The organism is Paenibacillus sp. FSL K6-2524, from assembly GCF_038005525.1.
GTDB classification, from domain to species: Bacteria; Bacillota; Bacilli; order Paenibacillales; family Paenibacillaceae; genus Fontibacillus; species Fontibacillus anaericanus.
On record NZ_JBBOSP010000001.1, the window covers coordinates 2,828,796 to 2,845,712 of the forward strand.

A 16,917-nucleotide genomic window follows, 5' to 3' on the forward strand; every position below is an offset into this window, starting at 1 on the left:
TGAAGTTAACTCTAATGTTATTGTGAGTTTATGAAAAAACTTTATTCAATACAAGAGGTTTCGCAGATACTTGGAATTCCAAAGGATACGCTACGGTACTATGACCGGATTGGAATCGTATCGCCGTCTCGGGAGGATAATCGGTACCGCAGGTATTCGAAGGATGACCTCGTCGACTTGATGAATATTCAAATCATGCAGTATGCGGACTTTTCACTTGACGAAATAAGGGGGAAGTTTGGTTTCCACAGGATGGAAAATATAGCCCCCGCTTATTGCGAAGAGGTTGCCTCGTTCCTCGATGCCAAGAATGCAGAAACGCGCAAGAAGATTGCCCATCTGGAAAAGGTTAGTTGGCTGCTCAATGTAGCAGCCGAAACGTTAAGGAACTTTGATTCTGAAAGCGACCAACAGTTGGCAGGGATCGTTCGTGAAATTTACCAGAATATCCGAAAGAATGAATCGGGAATTTGCGGGGAGGAATGTAATGAACATCAAAGTTAGGAATTATTATTATCTGATTGCAGGCATTCTTGCGATGTTGTTTGCTATCACGCACGCATGGAATGGGCAATCCGCTGTGCTGCCAACGCTCGAGGTAGGGTTGATATCTCTGGAGACCCGGACGGTATTCACGTATGTATGGCACATCATCACGGTAGAGAATCTGGTCTTCGGCATCGTATTCATTCTTATGTCATTGCAAAGTGAGCGATCAAAAATTCTTATTGCCGTATGGATGATCGTGTCGATTCTAATCTTCCGACTGATGGTCATTCTTTGTGTAACGGCATTTCATGAGGCTTCTGCACTTACGGATACGTTAATCGATTCAATTACCATCGTAATCTATATCGCCATCATCATAATGGGTACGAGGAAAAATCAGTACGGAGGTCAGCCACCACAATCCAGTATCGGGCAGTGAAACTGGCTACGGCGGGGATTATGCATCGTTGCAGCGATACGGTGTTCGATCCGCGCGGACGGAGTGGATGAATAGCTTCCTTAATCTGCCTTACGCAGGAGCACGGCGTCTGAATCTACCGCTCTATATAATGAAGCTTAGGAGGTTAAGTAATAAAAGAATATTAGATTTGTATACTGGTCTAGTTCTAAAAAAAGGAAACTTCTCTCGAAAGTGAGAAGTTTCCTTTTTTTATGCTATTGAATCGTTATTCGCTATGTAATCGGAGGGAGACTTCAAACTACTGCAGTAGTGTTGACATCATCAAACTACCGTAGTAGTATGAAATCAGAACACAAACTATTGCAATAGTGTAAGGAGCTAATCTAAATGACCATTAAGCTTTTTGATTCTGAACTTAAAGTTATGGAAGTGTTATGGAAGACAGGAGATATCACTGCTAAAGAGATTTCCGATATTTTGAAGGACGAGATTGGTTGGAATATGAACACGACCTATACTGTTATCAAAAAATGCATAGCGAAAGGCGCTATAGAGCGCCGTGAGCCTAACTTTATGTGTCATGCATTAATCGCAAAGGTGCAGGTACAAGAAATGGAGACAGATGAGTTAGTCGACAAGGTGTTCGATGGTTCTGTTGATAAACTGTTTGCCTCGCTACTTGGACGAAAGAAATTGTCTACTGGGCAGATTGAGAAACTCAAACAGATTGTAAACAACGAAGAATTTAATGATGACTTATGAACACCTTTCTTAGTATGAGTTCTTCGGCAGCGTTGATGATCTTGGCCGTCGTAGTCATCAGGGCACTATTCATCCACAAGCTTCCCAAGAAGACCTTCATGATGTTATGGGGAATTGTCGTATGCAGACTGCTGCTTCCCTTCACAATCTCGTCACCACTAAGTATCTATACTTGGATCGATCGTTTACGTCCTGAAGAATTAACTACCGTTAATCAATCATCTCCACCAATAACCTCACAACTAACTATACCAATGAGCCTCCCAGATTCGACATCAGAGCTACCACCGATCAGTGACCAAATAATAGCGTTTGTTTCACCTATCGTAGTCATTTGGATTGTTGGTGCGGCTATCTGTACCTTGTTCTTTACGATTACTTATGTAAAATGCCGAAGAGAATTTCAAACCTCTTTGCCTGTTCATCACCCATTAGCTTTGAAATGGCTCGACGAACACAAGTTGACTCGTTCAATACAGATTCGACAATCGCATCGCATTCGGTCACCCCTAACCTACGGGATTAAGCATCCAGTCATACTTTTGCCTAAGAACATGGATTGGAGTAATGTCGAACAGTTACAATACATCCTTGAGCATGAGTTTATACATATTCGACGATTCGACCAGGTGTCGAAGCTACTGTTAACGGCAGTTCTCTGCATCCATTGGTTTAATCCGTTAGTATGGGTCATGTACATGCTTGCGAATCGTGATATTGAACTTTCTTGTGATGAAACGGTCGTGCGATCATTTGGTGAAACAACGAAGAGAGGCTATGCCATGTCGCTAATCACGATGGAAGAACGAAAGAATAGGATCACCCCTTTGAGTAACCATTTTTCAAAAAATGCGATTGAAGAAAGGATTGTTGCTATTATGAAAATGAGAAAAACGACTGCGGCAGCTACTGTTCTGGCCCTTGCATTGATTGTTGGTGCAACGACAGTCTTCGCAACGGGGTCATCTGGCTTGAAACAAGATATAGACACAGCTTATGCAATTGAAGGAACCGTTACTAATAAACCTCCACTTAGTGAACAAGAGCAAAGGTCAGAGATGAAAAAGGTATTAGCTCCGTATGAAAAATTCGGTTTAATCTATGATGAAGAGTCGGGGAGAAGCACCTATAACGGGAAAACGGTCCGTCAGTTTTTTGATGAAATTGCACATCTTGGTTTCTCAGAGCTCACTGGTGAAGTAGATTTGGATGCGGAATATACAAAAGGTGAGTTAAGTGGGTTAATTCCTGCAAGCCAAACTGAATTCGATTCGAGGACGAAGGAAATTCAAAGCATGCCAATCGATGCTAATGCAACTGAGGTGTCTCAGTCATTTGAGATTTCAACGCTCTCGCTCATGTCCCGAGTAGACAACGGTGCAACACAATACTCGACCGACGAAGGGAAAACGTGGATGACACAAGCTGAATTAGATGCAATGTATCCAGTACCTAAGGTAGAATGGTGGACTTATGATGAATACAAAGCATGGCTGGATAATGAAACAATAGAACTTCAGAAATTAATTGGAGAGAAATCATGGACCTCTGGGGATGGCTGGTTCACATGGTCACAGAAACGAGTAGATGATGCGATTACTGGGTATGAGGAAATTCTTTCGAATATTAAAGAGGGGATGAAGGTGTCAAAAACCGTGGATGGTCATAATGATTTTATGATGATCTATAATCCAGGTGAAATATCAAGAGCTACTAGCTATAGCCTAGATATCACATTGGACAACGGTGAGACTGCTACCTTTGGTCCATATGACACGAAGGAAGAGCTTCTTGCTAAGATAGAGCCTTACTGCGAGCAACAAGTGAAACAAGGGAATATGACGCAGCAGGAAGCGGAAGAGATATTGAATCGATATAATTAAGAAATCATCAACTTTGAAACCTCCCCGTAAAACGGGAGGTTTATTCATATGGCAAGTGCTATTGGATTGTGACGGCTTTGATGACATCATGGAAGAATTAAAATATGTCAAAGCGGCAGTCCAATCGCCGTTTCAATGATCGTTTAATAAAGTCGAGTCTATATATTTAGTTTTGGAGGGTTAGAGGGGCATTCTAGTTACATATTGATATAAATATGACTTATTTAGCATATATGTTAAATATTAAGTATAATGGGGTAATCTACTCTTATATTGATAGAAGACATGTCACTGAAAAGCGAGGGATGTTTATTGAAGATATTATTCAAAGTTATGATTTTAGTAGTTTTGACAATGGTGTTGTTGGCGGGTTGTGCTGGTATAGCAAAAGATTCAGGAGTGAACCAGAAGTCAAAAGATTCGGAGGTGTCGTTGAATTTGGCTGAAGAGAAGGAAACACCACAGTTAACTAAGATCGAGTACATAGAAAAACTCAATGATTACAGCAAAGAAATGGAGCAGGAGTTTAATCTTTTGGAGAGGTTTCTGTAATGCCTGAGAAGGTCGATAAAGCATGGATTGATTTGAATATTAAGCATATCGATAGAATCAAGTCTGTAACTTCAAAGTATGCATTGTTGAATGCACCAGAAGAAATGGATCAAATTCATGCAGCCTACATAGAATCTGCGAATATGTTTTCTACTTCTTTGACGTCTATGGCTGATGCCTTAACATCAGGAGATAATGCTGCATTGCAAAATAGTTACACAGATTTATTAAGAGCCCAAGACTATTGGAATTATGCGTATGCTCTGCTCCAATCCGTTGCTGACGTACCACTGAATGGTGGAGATGGGACAATCACCAGTGATGATCTCAAATCCCTTGATAAAAAAGCAGGGATTGATAGAGATTCAGTGTTGAACAATATTTCTAAGGATGGTAGAGAGTTAGCTGGCGAGTGGGGTAAGAGGAAAGCAGATGGTTCAATCGACGTTATAGTCGTTTTTCGCGAGGATGGCGCCTATGAGGGGTACGGGAGTAACGAATACCCCAACAAAGACGATGCGATGATAGGTACGTGGTCTTATGATTACATTACACGCAGCTTGAATATTGTAAATGATACTGTATATTCGAGTGGAGTAGAGGTTGATGTTGTCAGACCTAGCATGACAATGGAGATACAGTCCTTTAATGGGTCTGAGATCCAAATGATGGATGTGGATTCGTTAAATACGTTTAAATACGAGAAAAATAATTAGCACAGCTTTGATTCATTTTGTACAGATAGAACCCCTTGGTCAGATGGTCAGATCGAGGGGTTCTGTTTGATAACTTAAGGGATACACTACAAACCCAACCGATGCCCCTTCTCCAGCCGCACGATATGCTGTTCCCCGGTTTCAGCCAGCTCCCTAAACTGATTAATGGTCTCACGCATTTTGGGGAGGGCTTCTTGCTTATATGTGCTAATAGAATCTAAAGCCGAGAGGACGTCGGTGAAAGCTTGTTTTAAAGTATCAACTGAGATACTCGTCTCAAGAGATTGTTTGTGGATCGCTGCGCCTTGATCTTTTAACATTTTGGAGGTGCCGCTGATTAGGCTGTCAGTGGTTTGATTGAGAAGTTCGATCTTTTTCAGGACAATCCTTTGATTGTAGAGGGCACTGGCGACGGTAACTGAGATTTTGAGGGCGGAAACGGTAACGTTTCTAGCTCGGTCTACGCCACGGATCAGCTCTTTGTTATTTCTGATGACAACTTCGATGGCCATGATTCCCTGTTGATTAACGACTAACATTTGTTGTAAGTCCATGACACGTTGACGCAAAGGGAACAACACTTCTTCTGTAATGAACCGGATTTTATCCTCAGACTCATTACGTAATTTTGCCGCTTCAATTTGTGTCTCAATCTCTTCGTCCATCAACATACCAAGCTGGATTTCTTTTTGTAGTTTTTTGGTCAAATCTCTGAGAGACTGCTGTTCAAACTCCAAAGTTGTATTATCATTTTTTAGTACAGACTTACCCTTATCCAAGGATATGATAATGTCCGAAATGACAGCATCAGCTTTTTGGTACTTGGCAAAGTAAGTACGAAGTGGGTTAAAGAACTTACCTAGAAGTCCATTCTTCGCAAAATCTACTACACTCGGGTCTAGATCTTTCAACTGTAGCTGCAATTCCGTCAAACCCTTGGCTACTTGCCCGCCTTCATCACCTGTTTTGGATAAATTGCCTACAGATACTTGTAAGAGCGAATTTTTATCTGAGGACGACTTCATTGAACTCATCCCGAAGCTATCGATGGACTGCAATACCGATTGTCGTTTCTCTAATGACTCGATATCTAACTCTAGGATCGCCCCGACATTGTTTGCTGCCAACGCTTTGAGTTGTTTGACTTCCTCAGGTTCAGGTTTAACCTGCTCTTCAATAACCGACTTAAGCTTTTCTGGGCTAACCACTTCCATTGAAAAAGACATCAAAATCCCCCTTTTAAGTTTTTGTGAAGGTACAGCATAAGTTTCAGATAGAGAATATACGGCGCATACCTGAAATCAGTGTTTGACAAGAACAGCGTATCAGTGGAGTTTTGGAGGAATGTGAACAAGCAAAGCGTTCGCCTTTAAATGAGAATTTCAACCACTAAAATCGTAAATTTAGGAAATTCTCATTTAACAGCGATGGTAACATCCTTCAAAACGTAACGTTACTTCCCGATTTATTTTGTCAAGCTCTGATTTTGGTTTTGAGCCTAATTTACATTTGCACATTGAGTAAATTACTAATTTTATATACAACATCATCTGTATCCGCATTGATATTCGCTGCCTCATTAATACTTGAAATGCTTTCGAGTGCCTTGATATTTGCGTTATAACCAATCGTATATATTGGGATTTTGTAGGTCTCAATTAATCCTCGGATATCGTTAAGTGAATGGCCTTCATTCGTTTCCCCATCACTTAGCACGAAGATCATTGGTCTGACATCAGGGTGTAGAGCTATTTCATCTTGAAGCATTTTCATGGCTACGACGATACCATCAAATGTGGCAGTACCCCCGTCAGCTTGAAGGCTGTTGATCGATCCAACAAACATGGATTGCTGATTTGTATCGTACTTCCCAATTGGAAGATTGATCGTTACATTATTCGAATAGGAAACAAAACCGATGCTATTTTCCCTACCCAAGTATTTTTGACCCGTTAATAATGACTTTTTCAATTGATTGATGGGTTCACCATTCATACTCCCGGATACGTCGGCTACAAATACCGCTGCGATCGGTTTATTTCCGTTTTTCTTTTCCTTCCATAACTTTTGTGCAGAGGATAAGAGGGATCCATCGACTTCTGCAAGCTCAGAATTATAATCATCAAGACCATTAAACCCTTTTTCCTTAGCCAAACTTTGATATTTGCCTTGTTCAACAAACTCTGCAAACTTCTTAATAATATCTAACTTTTCTTGAGGTACATCACCAATAGCATAAAGGGGGCTGTCATGCCTTACGCCAAACGGAGTAAAGACATAGCCACTCTTGAGATCTGGCGCATTGATATACATTTGATACTCTAAGACAAAAGCATCCAGCATTCCGGTCTTCGCTGCATCACGCATTTGTAAAGTAGTAGAGGCAATAAAGGGGACATTGGCTTGGAATTTCTCAAACCCTTGAACCGCTTTTTCTCCGAGTAAATCAGAGCTATCAAAAGTTCCTAGAGCTGCCACCAGAAAGTTCAAACCAGTGGAACTAGCGAATGGATCTGTGTACCCCATAGCCAACTCGTTATCCGAAATAGCATCTGTAATCGTCTTGACGTTTAAAGAACCGTATTTTTCTACTAACTGATCGTACTTGGTCTTATTGGTAACAACACCAGCAATATTCCCGACGAGACGCTTAGATACTAGTTCAGTTTGGATGCCTTGTGACTTCACCATCTCACCCCATAACTCATTGGACGGCGTAAAAGCATCTGGCACATACTTCCCGGACCTTATGTAATCTGTGGCTGTGCCTGAAGGAATATTGCGAATTTTAACAGAAACGGGTCTCCCATCGATCTCAAAGTTGGATGCATTAAAATCTGTTGCGACCTCGTTCAACCAACCATCATTTCCAGTTCCTGATTTCTCTGTGGAGGAGAAAATCTCTACGAAATTGTCCGTAGTATTTGTTACAGAAATAGGGAACTTCGAGATATCGGGTAATGAGTCACCGACAGCTACAGGATCAAGGTCGATTTGCCCCTTTATTTGTTCAGCAGTAGTTACGGAAATATTTCTATAGAGTTTATCCAGTTGTTTGCTTGCGTCTTCTGAAGTGATCTCCGTCTTGGATTTGCCAAAATTAGAGGTTAAGTTAATCCCAAAATAGACAAGTGCAAAAACGATGACCGCAATCAACCCTAACACGACAAACGCTTTACCTTTGCTAGCCATATTCATCTTCCTCTCATTGCTTATAGAATTTCGTCTGTTTGATCAATGCATCAATTTCCTGCATGCACGGCATCTCTTCAACATCTTTATAATCTGTACTCCCTAATAGAGAGATCTCCAACAGCAATTTGTCTAACTTGAGCAAAATCTCTTCATTCGCCCCAAGATACCCTGCTACGTAGGCTAAGTACTCATTGTAAAGATCCGTTTTTTCTTGGATCAGTTTTTTAGAAAATTGAGTAGGTCTTTGCACACTGGCAAAAGTAGAGAACTCTGATGCATCGAACACACTGAGTTTGTTAAGGATTCCACGGATGTTCAGGTAAAAAAGTTTTTCGACCTCATAAATGACAGAGATGAATTTCTTATAGCTTAATTCCGCGGGATCAAATCTTTGAAGAAGGACATCTAACAAGGTTTCTTTTTTCTTAGCTATTCGCTCTAACTGATCTAGGGCAAGGGAAACATCCTTCTTAAACACTTTTTCATTTCGGAAATGGCTAAGTGCTTCTATATAATCTTCATGCGTTTTGATGTCTTTGACAGGCGTCACTACCGGAGGTTTGAAGAGTGAAGAATAACTCCCATAAAGTACAACCAGGAGACTAATAAACAATAAAGTTACGCCAAAAGCTGTCTCAAGGACATTTGCTCCGCCAATTTCCACCCCTAATAACCCAGGTGACAGGACTACAATGTTCAGGAATACAACGCCAACAATAAGCCCGAGCAGTTTGATGGATCTCGCAATATTCAAAAATACACACCTCCAACACTTATTGCGCTAACGGATAATATAGTCCACTTCCAATATATAGATTTATCAATTTATTTATGCGAACAAGGTGAATGAGGTACAGGCAATGTGTGGCATTAGAGCAAGTCCAAATTAATGGAACTAGACAAGAAGTGATGATTAGGGGAGTGGATAAATAAGCCATGACGGTGGCTTCGGAGACGATGAATTTGGATGGCGTTCTTAGTAGGTGCGCTCCCTTCTTCAAATACCGCTTTTGCTTTGGCATCGACTTGCTCCAGAATTCGTAACTAAAGCCGTCGATCACCTGCTTCATTTCATGAAAGGTGCACCTAAATGTTAGTCGAGAACTTGTGTGAGCGGACACTGAGTCCGTTATTTGCTGAAAATACCCCTGTTTTGTGATCTATGCGGACACTGGTTCCGCTATTCGCTCAAGTATCTCTAATTAAGATGTATTGGGGACGAATAACGGATCTCATGTCCGCAAAACTCAAAAAAAGGCCTGAATAGGCATTATAGCGGATCCTATGTCCTCTCACCTTGAATCTCAGCTTACAGATTCGACTTAACGTATATCTCAATCTCACATCTCTTACTTTTTTGCTATGTCGTATGTTTTTTTATTTAGTATAATGATATTTCATTCTTGTTTAGGGGGATCAGAAAATGGACGTAAATGCATTTCAAAAATGGGTGAAGGATTATTATGAAGAACGTGGCTGGTCAGAACTCGATATTTTCATACGCATAGGTTTTTTGGCTGAGGAGACGGGAGAAGTAGCGCGTGCTATTAGAGCGTTAGAAATAGGTAGAGATCGTCCAGATGAATCTGTTGGTACATACGCTGAAAATAAACAAGAGTTGATAGAAGAACTTGGTGATGTACTAGGAAACGTGATAGTGATCGCCAACAAGTATGACGTTAGTCTTGAGGAGATTTTCAAGTCTCATCAAGAGAAATTACATGACCGTTATAAGTAAATGAGCAGCAGGTCAATACTTTATATGAACAAGTTATAGAATGTATCCGGGAATGAACCGGAGATTATTGAAAGGAATGAGTGCGATGAAACATCCTTTTCATCTGACAGCGGTATGGAATGGTGGACGTAATAGTGAAGGACATATTGATGCAGTCGGGTTAAAAACGATTATTTCGATTCCGAAGGAGATGGGTGGTCCGGGAACAGGTACTAACCCTGACGAAATGCTACTGGGGGCATCGTCGACCTGTTATCTGATTACTTTGGCAGCGATGCTTGAGCGTTCGGATATTACCCCACAGGATCTAACACTGGAGTCTGAAGCGATTGTAGATGTAACGAATAACGTGTTTACGTACGAACGGATCGTGCATAAACCACGGATTGTGCTCAAAGCGGGTGCAACAGAGGCTGAACTGAGCAAGGCAGAACTACTGGCACATAAGGCAGAAGAGTCCTGTATGATCTCCCGAGCGGTAGCAGGTAATGTCTCCATAGAGACACAGCCTATTATTGAAACAGTATGAGGCTCGCTGCATTCCTAATGCCTCTTTCTTAAGCAACTGTTGTAATGAACAAAACCCAAACGGCTCTAATTCCTTCGAATTGAAGTCGTTTGGGTATTTTCTTTTTCTGGCCTAGCTTTCTCAGACCTTCTACGAAAAACTTGGTGACCTGCGTTCAAATAGGACCCACACATACCTGGATTTTTTTCTTATTTTGATAACTCTACAAAACCTTCTCCAAATACATCTCTTACATCATGAATGGTGAGGAAGGCTTCTCTATCCGCATTTTCAACGATTTTCTTGAGTGTGGACACTTCCTGTTTGCTAATGACAATGTAGAGCACTTCTTTGGGCTCCTGGGTATAGTAACCTTTTCCTTGCAGAACGGTCACGCCTCTGTCCATGATCAAGTTGACCTGTTCGGCGATTTTGTCTTGCTGCACGGAGATAATTGTGACTGCTTTTTTAGGGTTCAGTCCTTCAATAATAAAGTCCATCACTTTTGTGCCGACATAGAGCATAATGATGGTTAACATAAGTTTCTCTGTCCCGATAATGAAGAAAGAGCAAAATACAACGATTAAATCAAAAAATAGGAGGGCGTAACTAATATTCCAATTGAGATATTTATTTGCTATTTTTGCGAGAATGGTGGTACCTGCGGTACTGCCCCCAACCCGAATGATCATCCCAATGCCTGTTCCGACAAGTATGCCTCCAAATATCGCATTCACTATCAATTCATTGGATTGAATATTCCAATCGTGAGTAAGGTGCAGAAACATGGAATTCAACAACACGGCAATAATTGTATAAATAATCATCTTTTTATCCAGAAATCGATATCCGAAAATTAGCAATAAAGCATTCAATATTAAGTTGACTAGACTGGGAGACCATTGAAATAAATAATAAAAGATAATGGAAACCCCTGTAACTCCGCCCTCTCCCAGTTCATTGGGAATGACAAATACGTTGACTGCTAAGGCAAACAGAAATGAACCAAGTACTAAGTAAAATAAATCGTGAGTTAGTTTCTTTACCATCGTTACCATCCTTACATTTTGCAATAATCAAAATACTATATCTCATATTGGTGAGCTTAGGCAATCCCTTTTTTTCGAAGACTATGAAGTCATAGAAACTTAGAGATCTGTAGTAGGTTATGAATATGCAAAGTTCTGTATAAAAGTCAAGGTCAAAGAGCAGGAATTGAAAAAGCAGAATCGGGTGTTGGTTCTAAAGACCTCTGATTGGAGGTCTATTTTGTTATAGAAAAGGAATTCGAATTCTTGAAAGTACAATTATTAAGATTAAAGTAATTTGAGTAAAAATAAAGGTATTTTTAGTTTTTGTATAAGTAAACTTTACTTTTATAAAAAATTAGTTTATATTCGGTTCAGAGGTGATGGTCATGAAGAAAGATTTTGGTGACTCGATATCCAATAAGGTTTATGAATATCGAGTACTTGCCAGAATGTCTCAGCAAGAATTAGCAGAGGAAGTCGGGGTTTCCAAACAAACTATCTTCGTAATGGAAAAAGGAAATTATGTTCCGACTCTGCTGTTAGCTTTTCGAATTGCCGATTTTTTTAAAGTTGATGTAAACGATATTTTTACTTATAAGAAAGGGAATGATCAAAATGATAAGTAAGTATTTCTCAGTTATCCACGACGCAATTTTTCCCCCTTTAAAATCCTGGGCTGAACAATCTCCAGGAAATTGGAATATTCTCCTTGGAGTTGGTTTTCTATTGCTTATTGGTAGTATGATTTTGGTCTATGTATTTTATAAGATGATTGGGCAAGACGACGAACGGACATATAAAATCAATTTGAAAAGCAGTTACTATATGTTGTTGGCAATTATTTTATGTGACATGATTTTTCCCAAAGAATATATGTGGAACATTTTTTTCTTGTACAAATATTCGCTGGCATTTTTAGCTGGTGGAATTTACCTGGCCGTCCAGTATAAAAAGGATTTTTCATAACCCAGACGTACCTCCCATTGATGAGATGTTCGCGTGAATCAATTTCTATAGAAGCTTTTCCGTGCGTTTTCTTAAACGAATTTTTTTAGTTTCTCTCTTGACTTTAACGTCGCGTTAACCTGTATATTTATACTCTGAAGGAGGGATAGTCATCGAACTGCAAACCATCAGTCAAGTGTCAAAGCACTTTTCAATCTCAACCCGTACACTTAGGTATTACGAGCAAATCGGGTTGATTACTCCTACGAAAAAGGAAGATTCCACATACCGCGCATACGATGCCGAAGCCATCACACGTCTGCGTCAGATTATCGTGCTGCGTAAGCTGCGGATCCCGCTCAAACAGATTGCGGAGGTTCTACAAAGCGAGGAAGCGCGCGTTGCCATCGAAGCCTTTGAGCGTAATCTTGCGGATATTGAGGACGAAATCACTGCGCTCTCCACCATTCGCAGCGTGATCAAAACCTTTGTCGAATATCTGAATCTCGGAGGTGCGAAATTCGCGCTGCCTGACGATGCAAGTTTACTGGAGGTTGTGGATTCCTTGACTGTCTCGAAAATCAACTTCAAGGAGGAAAAGTCAATGGAAGACTTAAACAAGGCCAATGAAAATCTAAACAAACTGGCGGACAAGGATGTGCGGATTGTTTATTTGCCGCCCATGACTGTGGCTGCTGCTTACGCAACGGGAGAAGGCTGCGAAGGGAAAGCGGGTGACATGGTATCGCAATTTGTTAATGACAGCGGATTGCTTAGCATCAAACCCGACGCCCGGAGTTTTGGCTTTGACTGCTCTAAGGAGGCGGTGGTACTCGGAGAACCTTCGCATGTCTATGAGGTTTGGGTATCCATTCCGGCCGACATGGAGGTACCCGCGCCTTTAGTCAAACGGACTTTTGACGGAGGGGTATATGCCGCCCATGTGCTCAGGGCATGGGACTTCGAGGACTGGCGTTTGTTAAGAGAATGGGTGAACGCAAGCGATAAATATGAGAACGACTGGAATTCCCCACGCTGGACATCGATGGAAACGGTTGCGGGGCAAGGCTTTGAAGAAACGTTGAATTTTTATCATTTTATCCAAAAAGGCAGTAAAATGGAAGATTTGCAGCTTGATTTATTATTTCCAATTAAGGAGAAGGCTTAAATGGAAGAGATAAAAATCGGCTCAGCCTTATCATTCGGCGGTTATAATTGGCGTGTGCTTGACTTACATAACGATAAGGCTTTAATTATCACCGAGGATATTATCGAACAACGCCCTTACCATAGTGCTTATAAGGATATTACATGGGCTGACTGCGCGTTAAGAAACTATCTTAATGGTGAATTTTATGAGAAATTTAGCGTAACGGATAAATCCAGAATCATTCCGGTCATTAATAAAAATCCTGACAATCAGTGGTATGGTTCAAATGGCGGAGCAGATACGCAAGACAGTGTATTTTTATTAAGCATTGAGGAAGTGTGCAAATATTTCGGTGATAGCCGTTCAAACCTGCAAAACCGAGGGAAAAATCAAAGATATTGGTTTGAAAGAAAAGATGAAAACAACAGTAAGCGATTAGCAAAACTTCTGGGTAAAGAGTGGGGTTGGTGGTGGTGGCTTCGGTCGCCCGGCCGCGTTAATGTAAAAGCCGTGTACATCTTTGGGACTGACGGTAATATAGGTATCCAAGGCAACAACATATTGAAAGGCAACCTCAGCGATGGCAAATGTACAGGCGGTGTCCGTCCTGCTTTGTGGTTGAAGCTATAATTTGAATCATGTCTAATAAGCAAACCACAAAGCAGGACTAAAATACGGCACAACGCGTGATTAATTGGATTAGAACGCTCCCCCATAGGACAAGGCTTTTATGGCTTTGTCCTTTTTTCTATGCTCGAATGGTGCTGTTTCCACCGCTTGTACCGCCCTTGTACGCGTTTTCAGAGCGGCAAAGGGTAAAAATTATTGCAGAGTGAGTTTTCCAGTCTTATTAAGAGGAATGAAGATAATCCATTGATAATGCTTTCAAAATTAGCAATAAGAAGATTAAGCGAAGCAATGTACACACCTCATATTGACAGTAAATTTATATACTTAATGACGACTATTGAAACTTTAACATCACGAGAGTTTTTAAATTTTAAGAAAGTGAAACCCAAACTACTACCTCTTATTGTTAATACAAAAAAAGAATATCATACAATGTCTGAGGAACTACGAGGTTATTCTGAAGGTATAAGAACAGAAATAGTTCATAACGGAAAATCACTCAGAGATATAAAAAAATATTATTAAGACTGCAATCTATTATTGCTAGATATGTACTGGCATTTATTAGGAGCAAATATTCAACTGAAGAAGAATTAGAAAATTTACGATCACTTAAAATGAAAAAAACTGGGAATTAATTAATATAAATTAAAATCATAGTATAGATGGAAAAGGATCGCGCTGTAGTCAAGCTGCATTGCGATCATCTTTTGGTGTCAGATATATAGTCGTGGAAGTAGCTCTCAGACAAATAAACCAGCAAAGATAAGAACCTGAGCGTTCCCCCACCATTTGGGTAAACTACCCCTAAGCAGTACTTTCCCCAAATCCAACACTAATCGAGTTGATGCCCCATGACAACTCAAAAAGTACCCAATAGATAACCGAGGAAAAGTCGCCGTATTTGCTGTAAACACGTACATAACCCGGTAAACTGGTTCCCTTGGCCAGAAGAAGCTTTTGAAATCGCCAAGCGCGACAACAAGCCTGTCTTCCTTTCTATTGGGTATAGCTAGTTGTTGACCCACACGTACCTGTCATTGATGGGATGTTCGCGTGAGTCAATTACTTAAGAAGCTTCTGCGGATGTTTTGGCGGGAGTTTTTGATAAGAATGACCTTACTTTACTCGGGATCTCAATTCCTCGTTGCTGTAATTGTTCATTAAACGCTCCTCCAGATTTTTAGTTTGGAATAATAAAGAGCCGAACATGCTTTGATCGTGCCCGACTCTTGCATGATTAGCCTCTTGCAAGTACTACCTATCATGCGAAGGTATCAACGATATAATATAGAAATGGAACTACTCGGTTTGTTATTACACGGACTCAAACCAATGATGTAAATTATTGATCAAAAAAAGGAAATTGCTGGAAAACGTCGAATCTAGTTCTTTAGTCATTATTGAGGTTTGACAGATTATTTATCCTTAGGATGGTGGTGGCAGTATGTTGGAATCTTCTCGAGTTAAAAATGTATTAGATGACTTACTAAGAGGTAAGGAGATTAACGTTAGAGATAAGAAAATAGGCCCATACTCTAAAAATGGGATACTAGTCTTAAAATGTTTGAGGAATTTTTCTGAACGTGAGTTCATTGCTCCGTTTGGTCAAGATAAACTTACAACCTTGATAAGAGTATTTAATCAGGCGCTCACAGAAGTCGTTATCTCAGAGGCGTCAGAAGATGTTCAACTTAATGAAGTATGTTCCTACAAGTTAGGGAAATTAAGAGCTTCCAACTTTAGAGGTCTTCAAATATTTAATGGTCCGGTGTTTGAATATAATTTTGATGGTAAAACTCAACTCATATCTGGAAGCAATGGTACAGGCAAGTCGTCAATCATGAATGCCATCGTCTGGCTATTTACTGGTAAATTATTATGGGATCGGACAGAGCCGAGCATTGCCCCAGTAATATCTTTGTATGAAAAAAAAGAGACTGACTTTGAAATTAATACCATAGGAAGAGAGTGGCCCTCTGAATGCGCATTACCATCAGTTGAACACGCAATCAAGAATATTCAGAGTTATAATTGCTGGGTTGAAGTTGAACTGATTCCAAGTTCAGGGGGAGATGCAGTAATAATTAGGAGAGATTTAACAGGAGCCAAGAAGTCAAAATTGTCTAACATGCCAATTTTGGACGATTTATCAATTGATTTGTCCCTTATAATGCCAGCAAAAGTAAATCATATTCAATTTACAGCTGATTCTGATATTGCCCAAATTTTTTTAAATATAAGCGGGCTAGATTCATTGAATTACATTGGCATCTATGCAAAAGAAATGCAGAAAGCTTGTACAAGGTATATTACCCAAAAATCACAAGAAATTAGTCATATTGATCAAAAAAATCGAGTGCTAGGTGAAAAAATATCATCCAGAATTCCTAACGATATTAAAGATGAATACGCTTCAATAGGTACTACAGGAGAGTTAAAAGATAGAATTAATCAGAAAAAAGTATGGTTAACAAAACAGGCCAATGAAAGGTTGGTTAAACTTAAGGAGGTATTAAATCTTAAAGAGATTGAAGAGTTTAATGTAAATGATGCACTTACTCAAGGTTTACTAACAAAAATCATTGCTGCCCATGAAGCAATCACTCAAAGCTCTATTGAAGAATGGAGTATAATAAAAGATTTCTCAAAATCATTACAGAGTTATAGTGCAACTGAAATAATTGAATTCAGTACAGTAATAACTGAAACAACCGAACAATTACTGCTAGCTCTCATTTGGTACGAGAAAAAGCAAGAAATAAAAAAATTAGAGTTAATGTTATAAGCTGTTAAACTAATTCCTATTGATTCTGATATTTCAAACTGTCCTCTTTGCGAAAGTATTTTAGAAGATACTAATTCTGTAAAAGAAGAATTAATTGCATTAAAAAATT

At 39.9% G+C, this 16,917-nt stretch carries 18 protein-coding genes and 1 pseudogene; 15 read left to right on the forward strand and 4 right to left on the reverse strand.

The features are described 5' to 3' along the window. The first annotated feature begins 30 nt into the window (after nt 1-30). From NST85_RS12760 to NST85_RS12785, 6 genes are all read left to right on the forward strand, one after another. Nucleotides 31-504, forward strand: coding sequence for a MerR family transcriptional regulator (locus tag NST85_RS12760; RefSeq protein ID WP_341189459.1), 474 nt, complete (start codon nt 31-33; stop codon nt 502-504). After that, nucleotides 488-928, forward strand: a complete 441-nt coding sequence (locus NST85_RS12765; RefSeq protein ID WP_341189460.1) for a hypothetical protein — start codon at nt 488-490, stop codon at nt 926-928. Before NST85_RS12760 ends, NST85_RS12765 begins: the two co-directional genes overlap by 17 nt. Nucleotides 929-1,297: 369 nt before the next feature. Beyond that, nucleotides 1,298-1,672 carry a BlaI/MecI/CopY family transcriptional regulator gene (locus NST85_RS12770; RefSeq protein WP_127193271.1) on the forward strand — a complete coding sequence of 125 codons (375 nt, stop codon included), beginning with the start codon at nt 1,298-1,300 and terminating at the stop codon, nt 1,670-1,672. Next, nucleotides 1,669-3,555 carry a M56 family metallopeptidase gene (locus tag NST85_RS12775; protein ID WP_341189461.1) on the forward strand — a complete coding sequence of 629 codons (1,887 nt, stop codon included), beginning with the start codon at nt 1,669-1,671 and terminating at the stop codon, nt 3,553-3,555. The genes NST85_RS12770 and NST85_RS12775 overlap by 4 nt, the downstream gene beginning before the upstream one ends. A gap of 285 nt (nt 3,556-3,840) precedes the next feature. Beyond that, nucleotides 3,841-4,107, forward strand: coding sequence for a hypothetical protein (locus tag NST85_RS12780; RefSeq protein ID WP_341189462.1), 267 nt, complete (start codon nt 3,841-3,843; stop codon nt 4,105-4,107). Continuing rightward, nucleotides 4,107-4,823, forward strand: a complete 717-nt coding sequence (locus NST85_RS12785; protein ID WP_127193275.1) for a DUF3994 domain-containing protein — start codon at nt 4,107-4,109, stop codon at nt 4,821-4,823. Before NST85_RS12780 ends, NST85_RS12785 begins: the two co-directional genes overlap by 1 nt. 86 nt (nt 4,824-4,909) lie before the next feature. Here NST85_RS12785 and NST85_RS12790 read toward each other — a convergent pair whose 3' ends face one another. The 3 genes from NST85_RS12790 to NST85_RS12800 all read right to left on the reverse strand — a co-directional run bounded on the left by NST85_RS12790 (nt 4,910) and on the right by NST85_RS12800 (nt 8,772). Next, nucleotides 4,910-6,049 (reverse strand): toxic anion resistance protein, encoded by a 1,140-nt coding sequence (locus NST85_RS12790; RefSeq protein ID WP_127193276.1) that lies wholly within the window; start codon nt 6,047-6,049, stop codon nt 4,910-4,912. Nucleotides 6,050-6,326: 277 nt separating this feature from the next. Beyond that, on the reverse strand, nt 6,327-8,015 hold the full coding sequence (locus tag NST85_RS12795; RefSeq protein ID WP_341189463.1) for a vWA domain-containing protein: 1,689 nt from the start codon (nt 8,013-8,015) through the stop codon (nt 6,327-6,329). 13 nt (nt 8,016-8,028) lie between these two features. After that, a complete protein-coding gene (locus tag NST85_RS12800) occupies nt 8,029-8,772 on the reverse strand; it encodes a hypothetical protein (protein ID WP_341189464.1) in 744 nt (247 codons plus the stop codon). 669 nt (nt 8,773-9,441) lie between these two features. Between NST85_RS12800 and NST85_RS12805 the strand changes: the two genes are divergently transcribed. Both NST85_RS12805 and NST85_RS12810 read left to right on the forward strand, forming a co-directional pair. Beyond that, a complete protein-coding gene (locus NST85_RS12805; RefSeq protein WP_341189465.1) occupies nt 9,442-9,756 on the forward strand; it encodes a MazG-like family protein in 315 nt (104 codons plus the stop codon). An 85-nt stretch (nt 9,757-9,841) separates the two neighbouring features. Beyond that, nucleotides 9,842-10,285, forward strand: a complete 444-nt coding sequence (locus NST85_RS12810; RefSeq protein WP_341191105.1) for an OsmC family protein — start codon at nt 9,842-9,844, stop codon at nt 10,283-10,285. Nucleotides 10,286-10,473: 188 nt separating this feature from the next. Here NST85_RS12810 and NST85_RS12815 read toward each other — a convergent pair whose 3' ends face one another. Beyond that, nucleotides 10,474-11,313 (reverse strand): YitT family protein, encoded by an 840-nt coding sequence (locus tag NST85_RS12815; RefSeq protein ID WP_127193286.1) that lies wholly within the window; start codon nt 11,311-11,313, stop codon nt 10,474-10,476. 368 nt (nt 11,314-11,681) lie between these two features. Here NST85_RS12815 and NST85_RS12820 point away from each other — a divergent pair, with 368 nt between their 5' ends. The 7 genes and pseudogenes from NST85_RS12820 to NST85_RS12850 all read left to right on the forward strand — a co-directional run bounded on the left by NST85_RS12820 (nt 11,682) and on the right by NST85_RS12850 (nt 16,808). Then, nucleotides 11,682-11,921, forward strand: coding sequence for a helix-turn-helix transcriptional regulator (locus NST85_RS12820; RefSeq protein WP_341189466.1), 240 nt, complete (start codon nt 11,682-11,684; stop codon nt 11,919-11,921). Next, nucleotides 11,911-12,261, forward strand: coding sequence for a DUF2178 domain-containing protein (locus NST85_RS12825; protein ID WP_341189467.1), 351 nt, complete (start codon nt 11,911-11,913; stop codon nt 12,259-12,261). Before NST85_RS12820 ends, NST85_RS12825 begins: the two co-directional genes overlap by 11 nt. A 175-nt stretch (nt 12,262-12,436) precedes the next feature. Further along, complete coding sequence (locus NST85_RS12830; protein ID WP_341189468.1) at nt 12,437-13,408, forward strand: MerR family transcriptional regulator; 972 nt, start codon at nt 12,437-12,439, stop codon at nt 13,406-13,408. Next, entirely contained in the window at nt 13,409-14,020 is a 612-nt protein-coding gene (locus tag NST85_RS12835; RefSeq protein WP_341189469.1) for a DUF6273 domain-containing protein, read from the forward strand. It abuts the gene before it with no gap. Between the two features lie 249 nt (nt 14,021-14,269). Beyond that, complete coding sequence (locus NST85_RS12840) at nt 14,270-14,545, forward strand: hypothetical protein (protein WP_341189470.1); 276 nt, start codon at nt 14,270-14,272, stop codon at nt 14,543-14,545. Nucleotides 14,546-14,900: 355 nt separating this feature from the next. Continuing rightward, nucleotides 14,901-15,033 (forward strand): annotated as a pseudogene (locus tag NST85_RS12845) (DUF255 domain-containing protein); the annotation flags it as partial. 434 nt (nt 15,034-15,467) lie between these two features. Further along, the gene (locus NST85_RS12850; RefSeq protein ID WP_341189471.1) at nt 15,468-16,808 is read left to right on the forward strand and encodes an AAA family ATPase; all 1,341 of its coding nucleotides are present in this window, start codon (nt 15,468-15,470) and stop codon (nt 16,806-16,808) included. Nucleotides 16,809-16,917 lie beyond the last annotated feature (109 nt).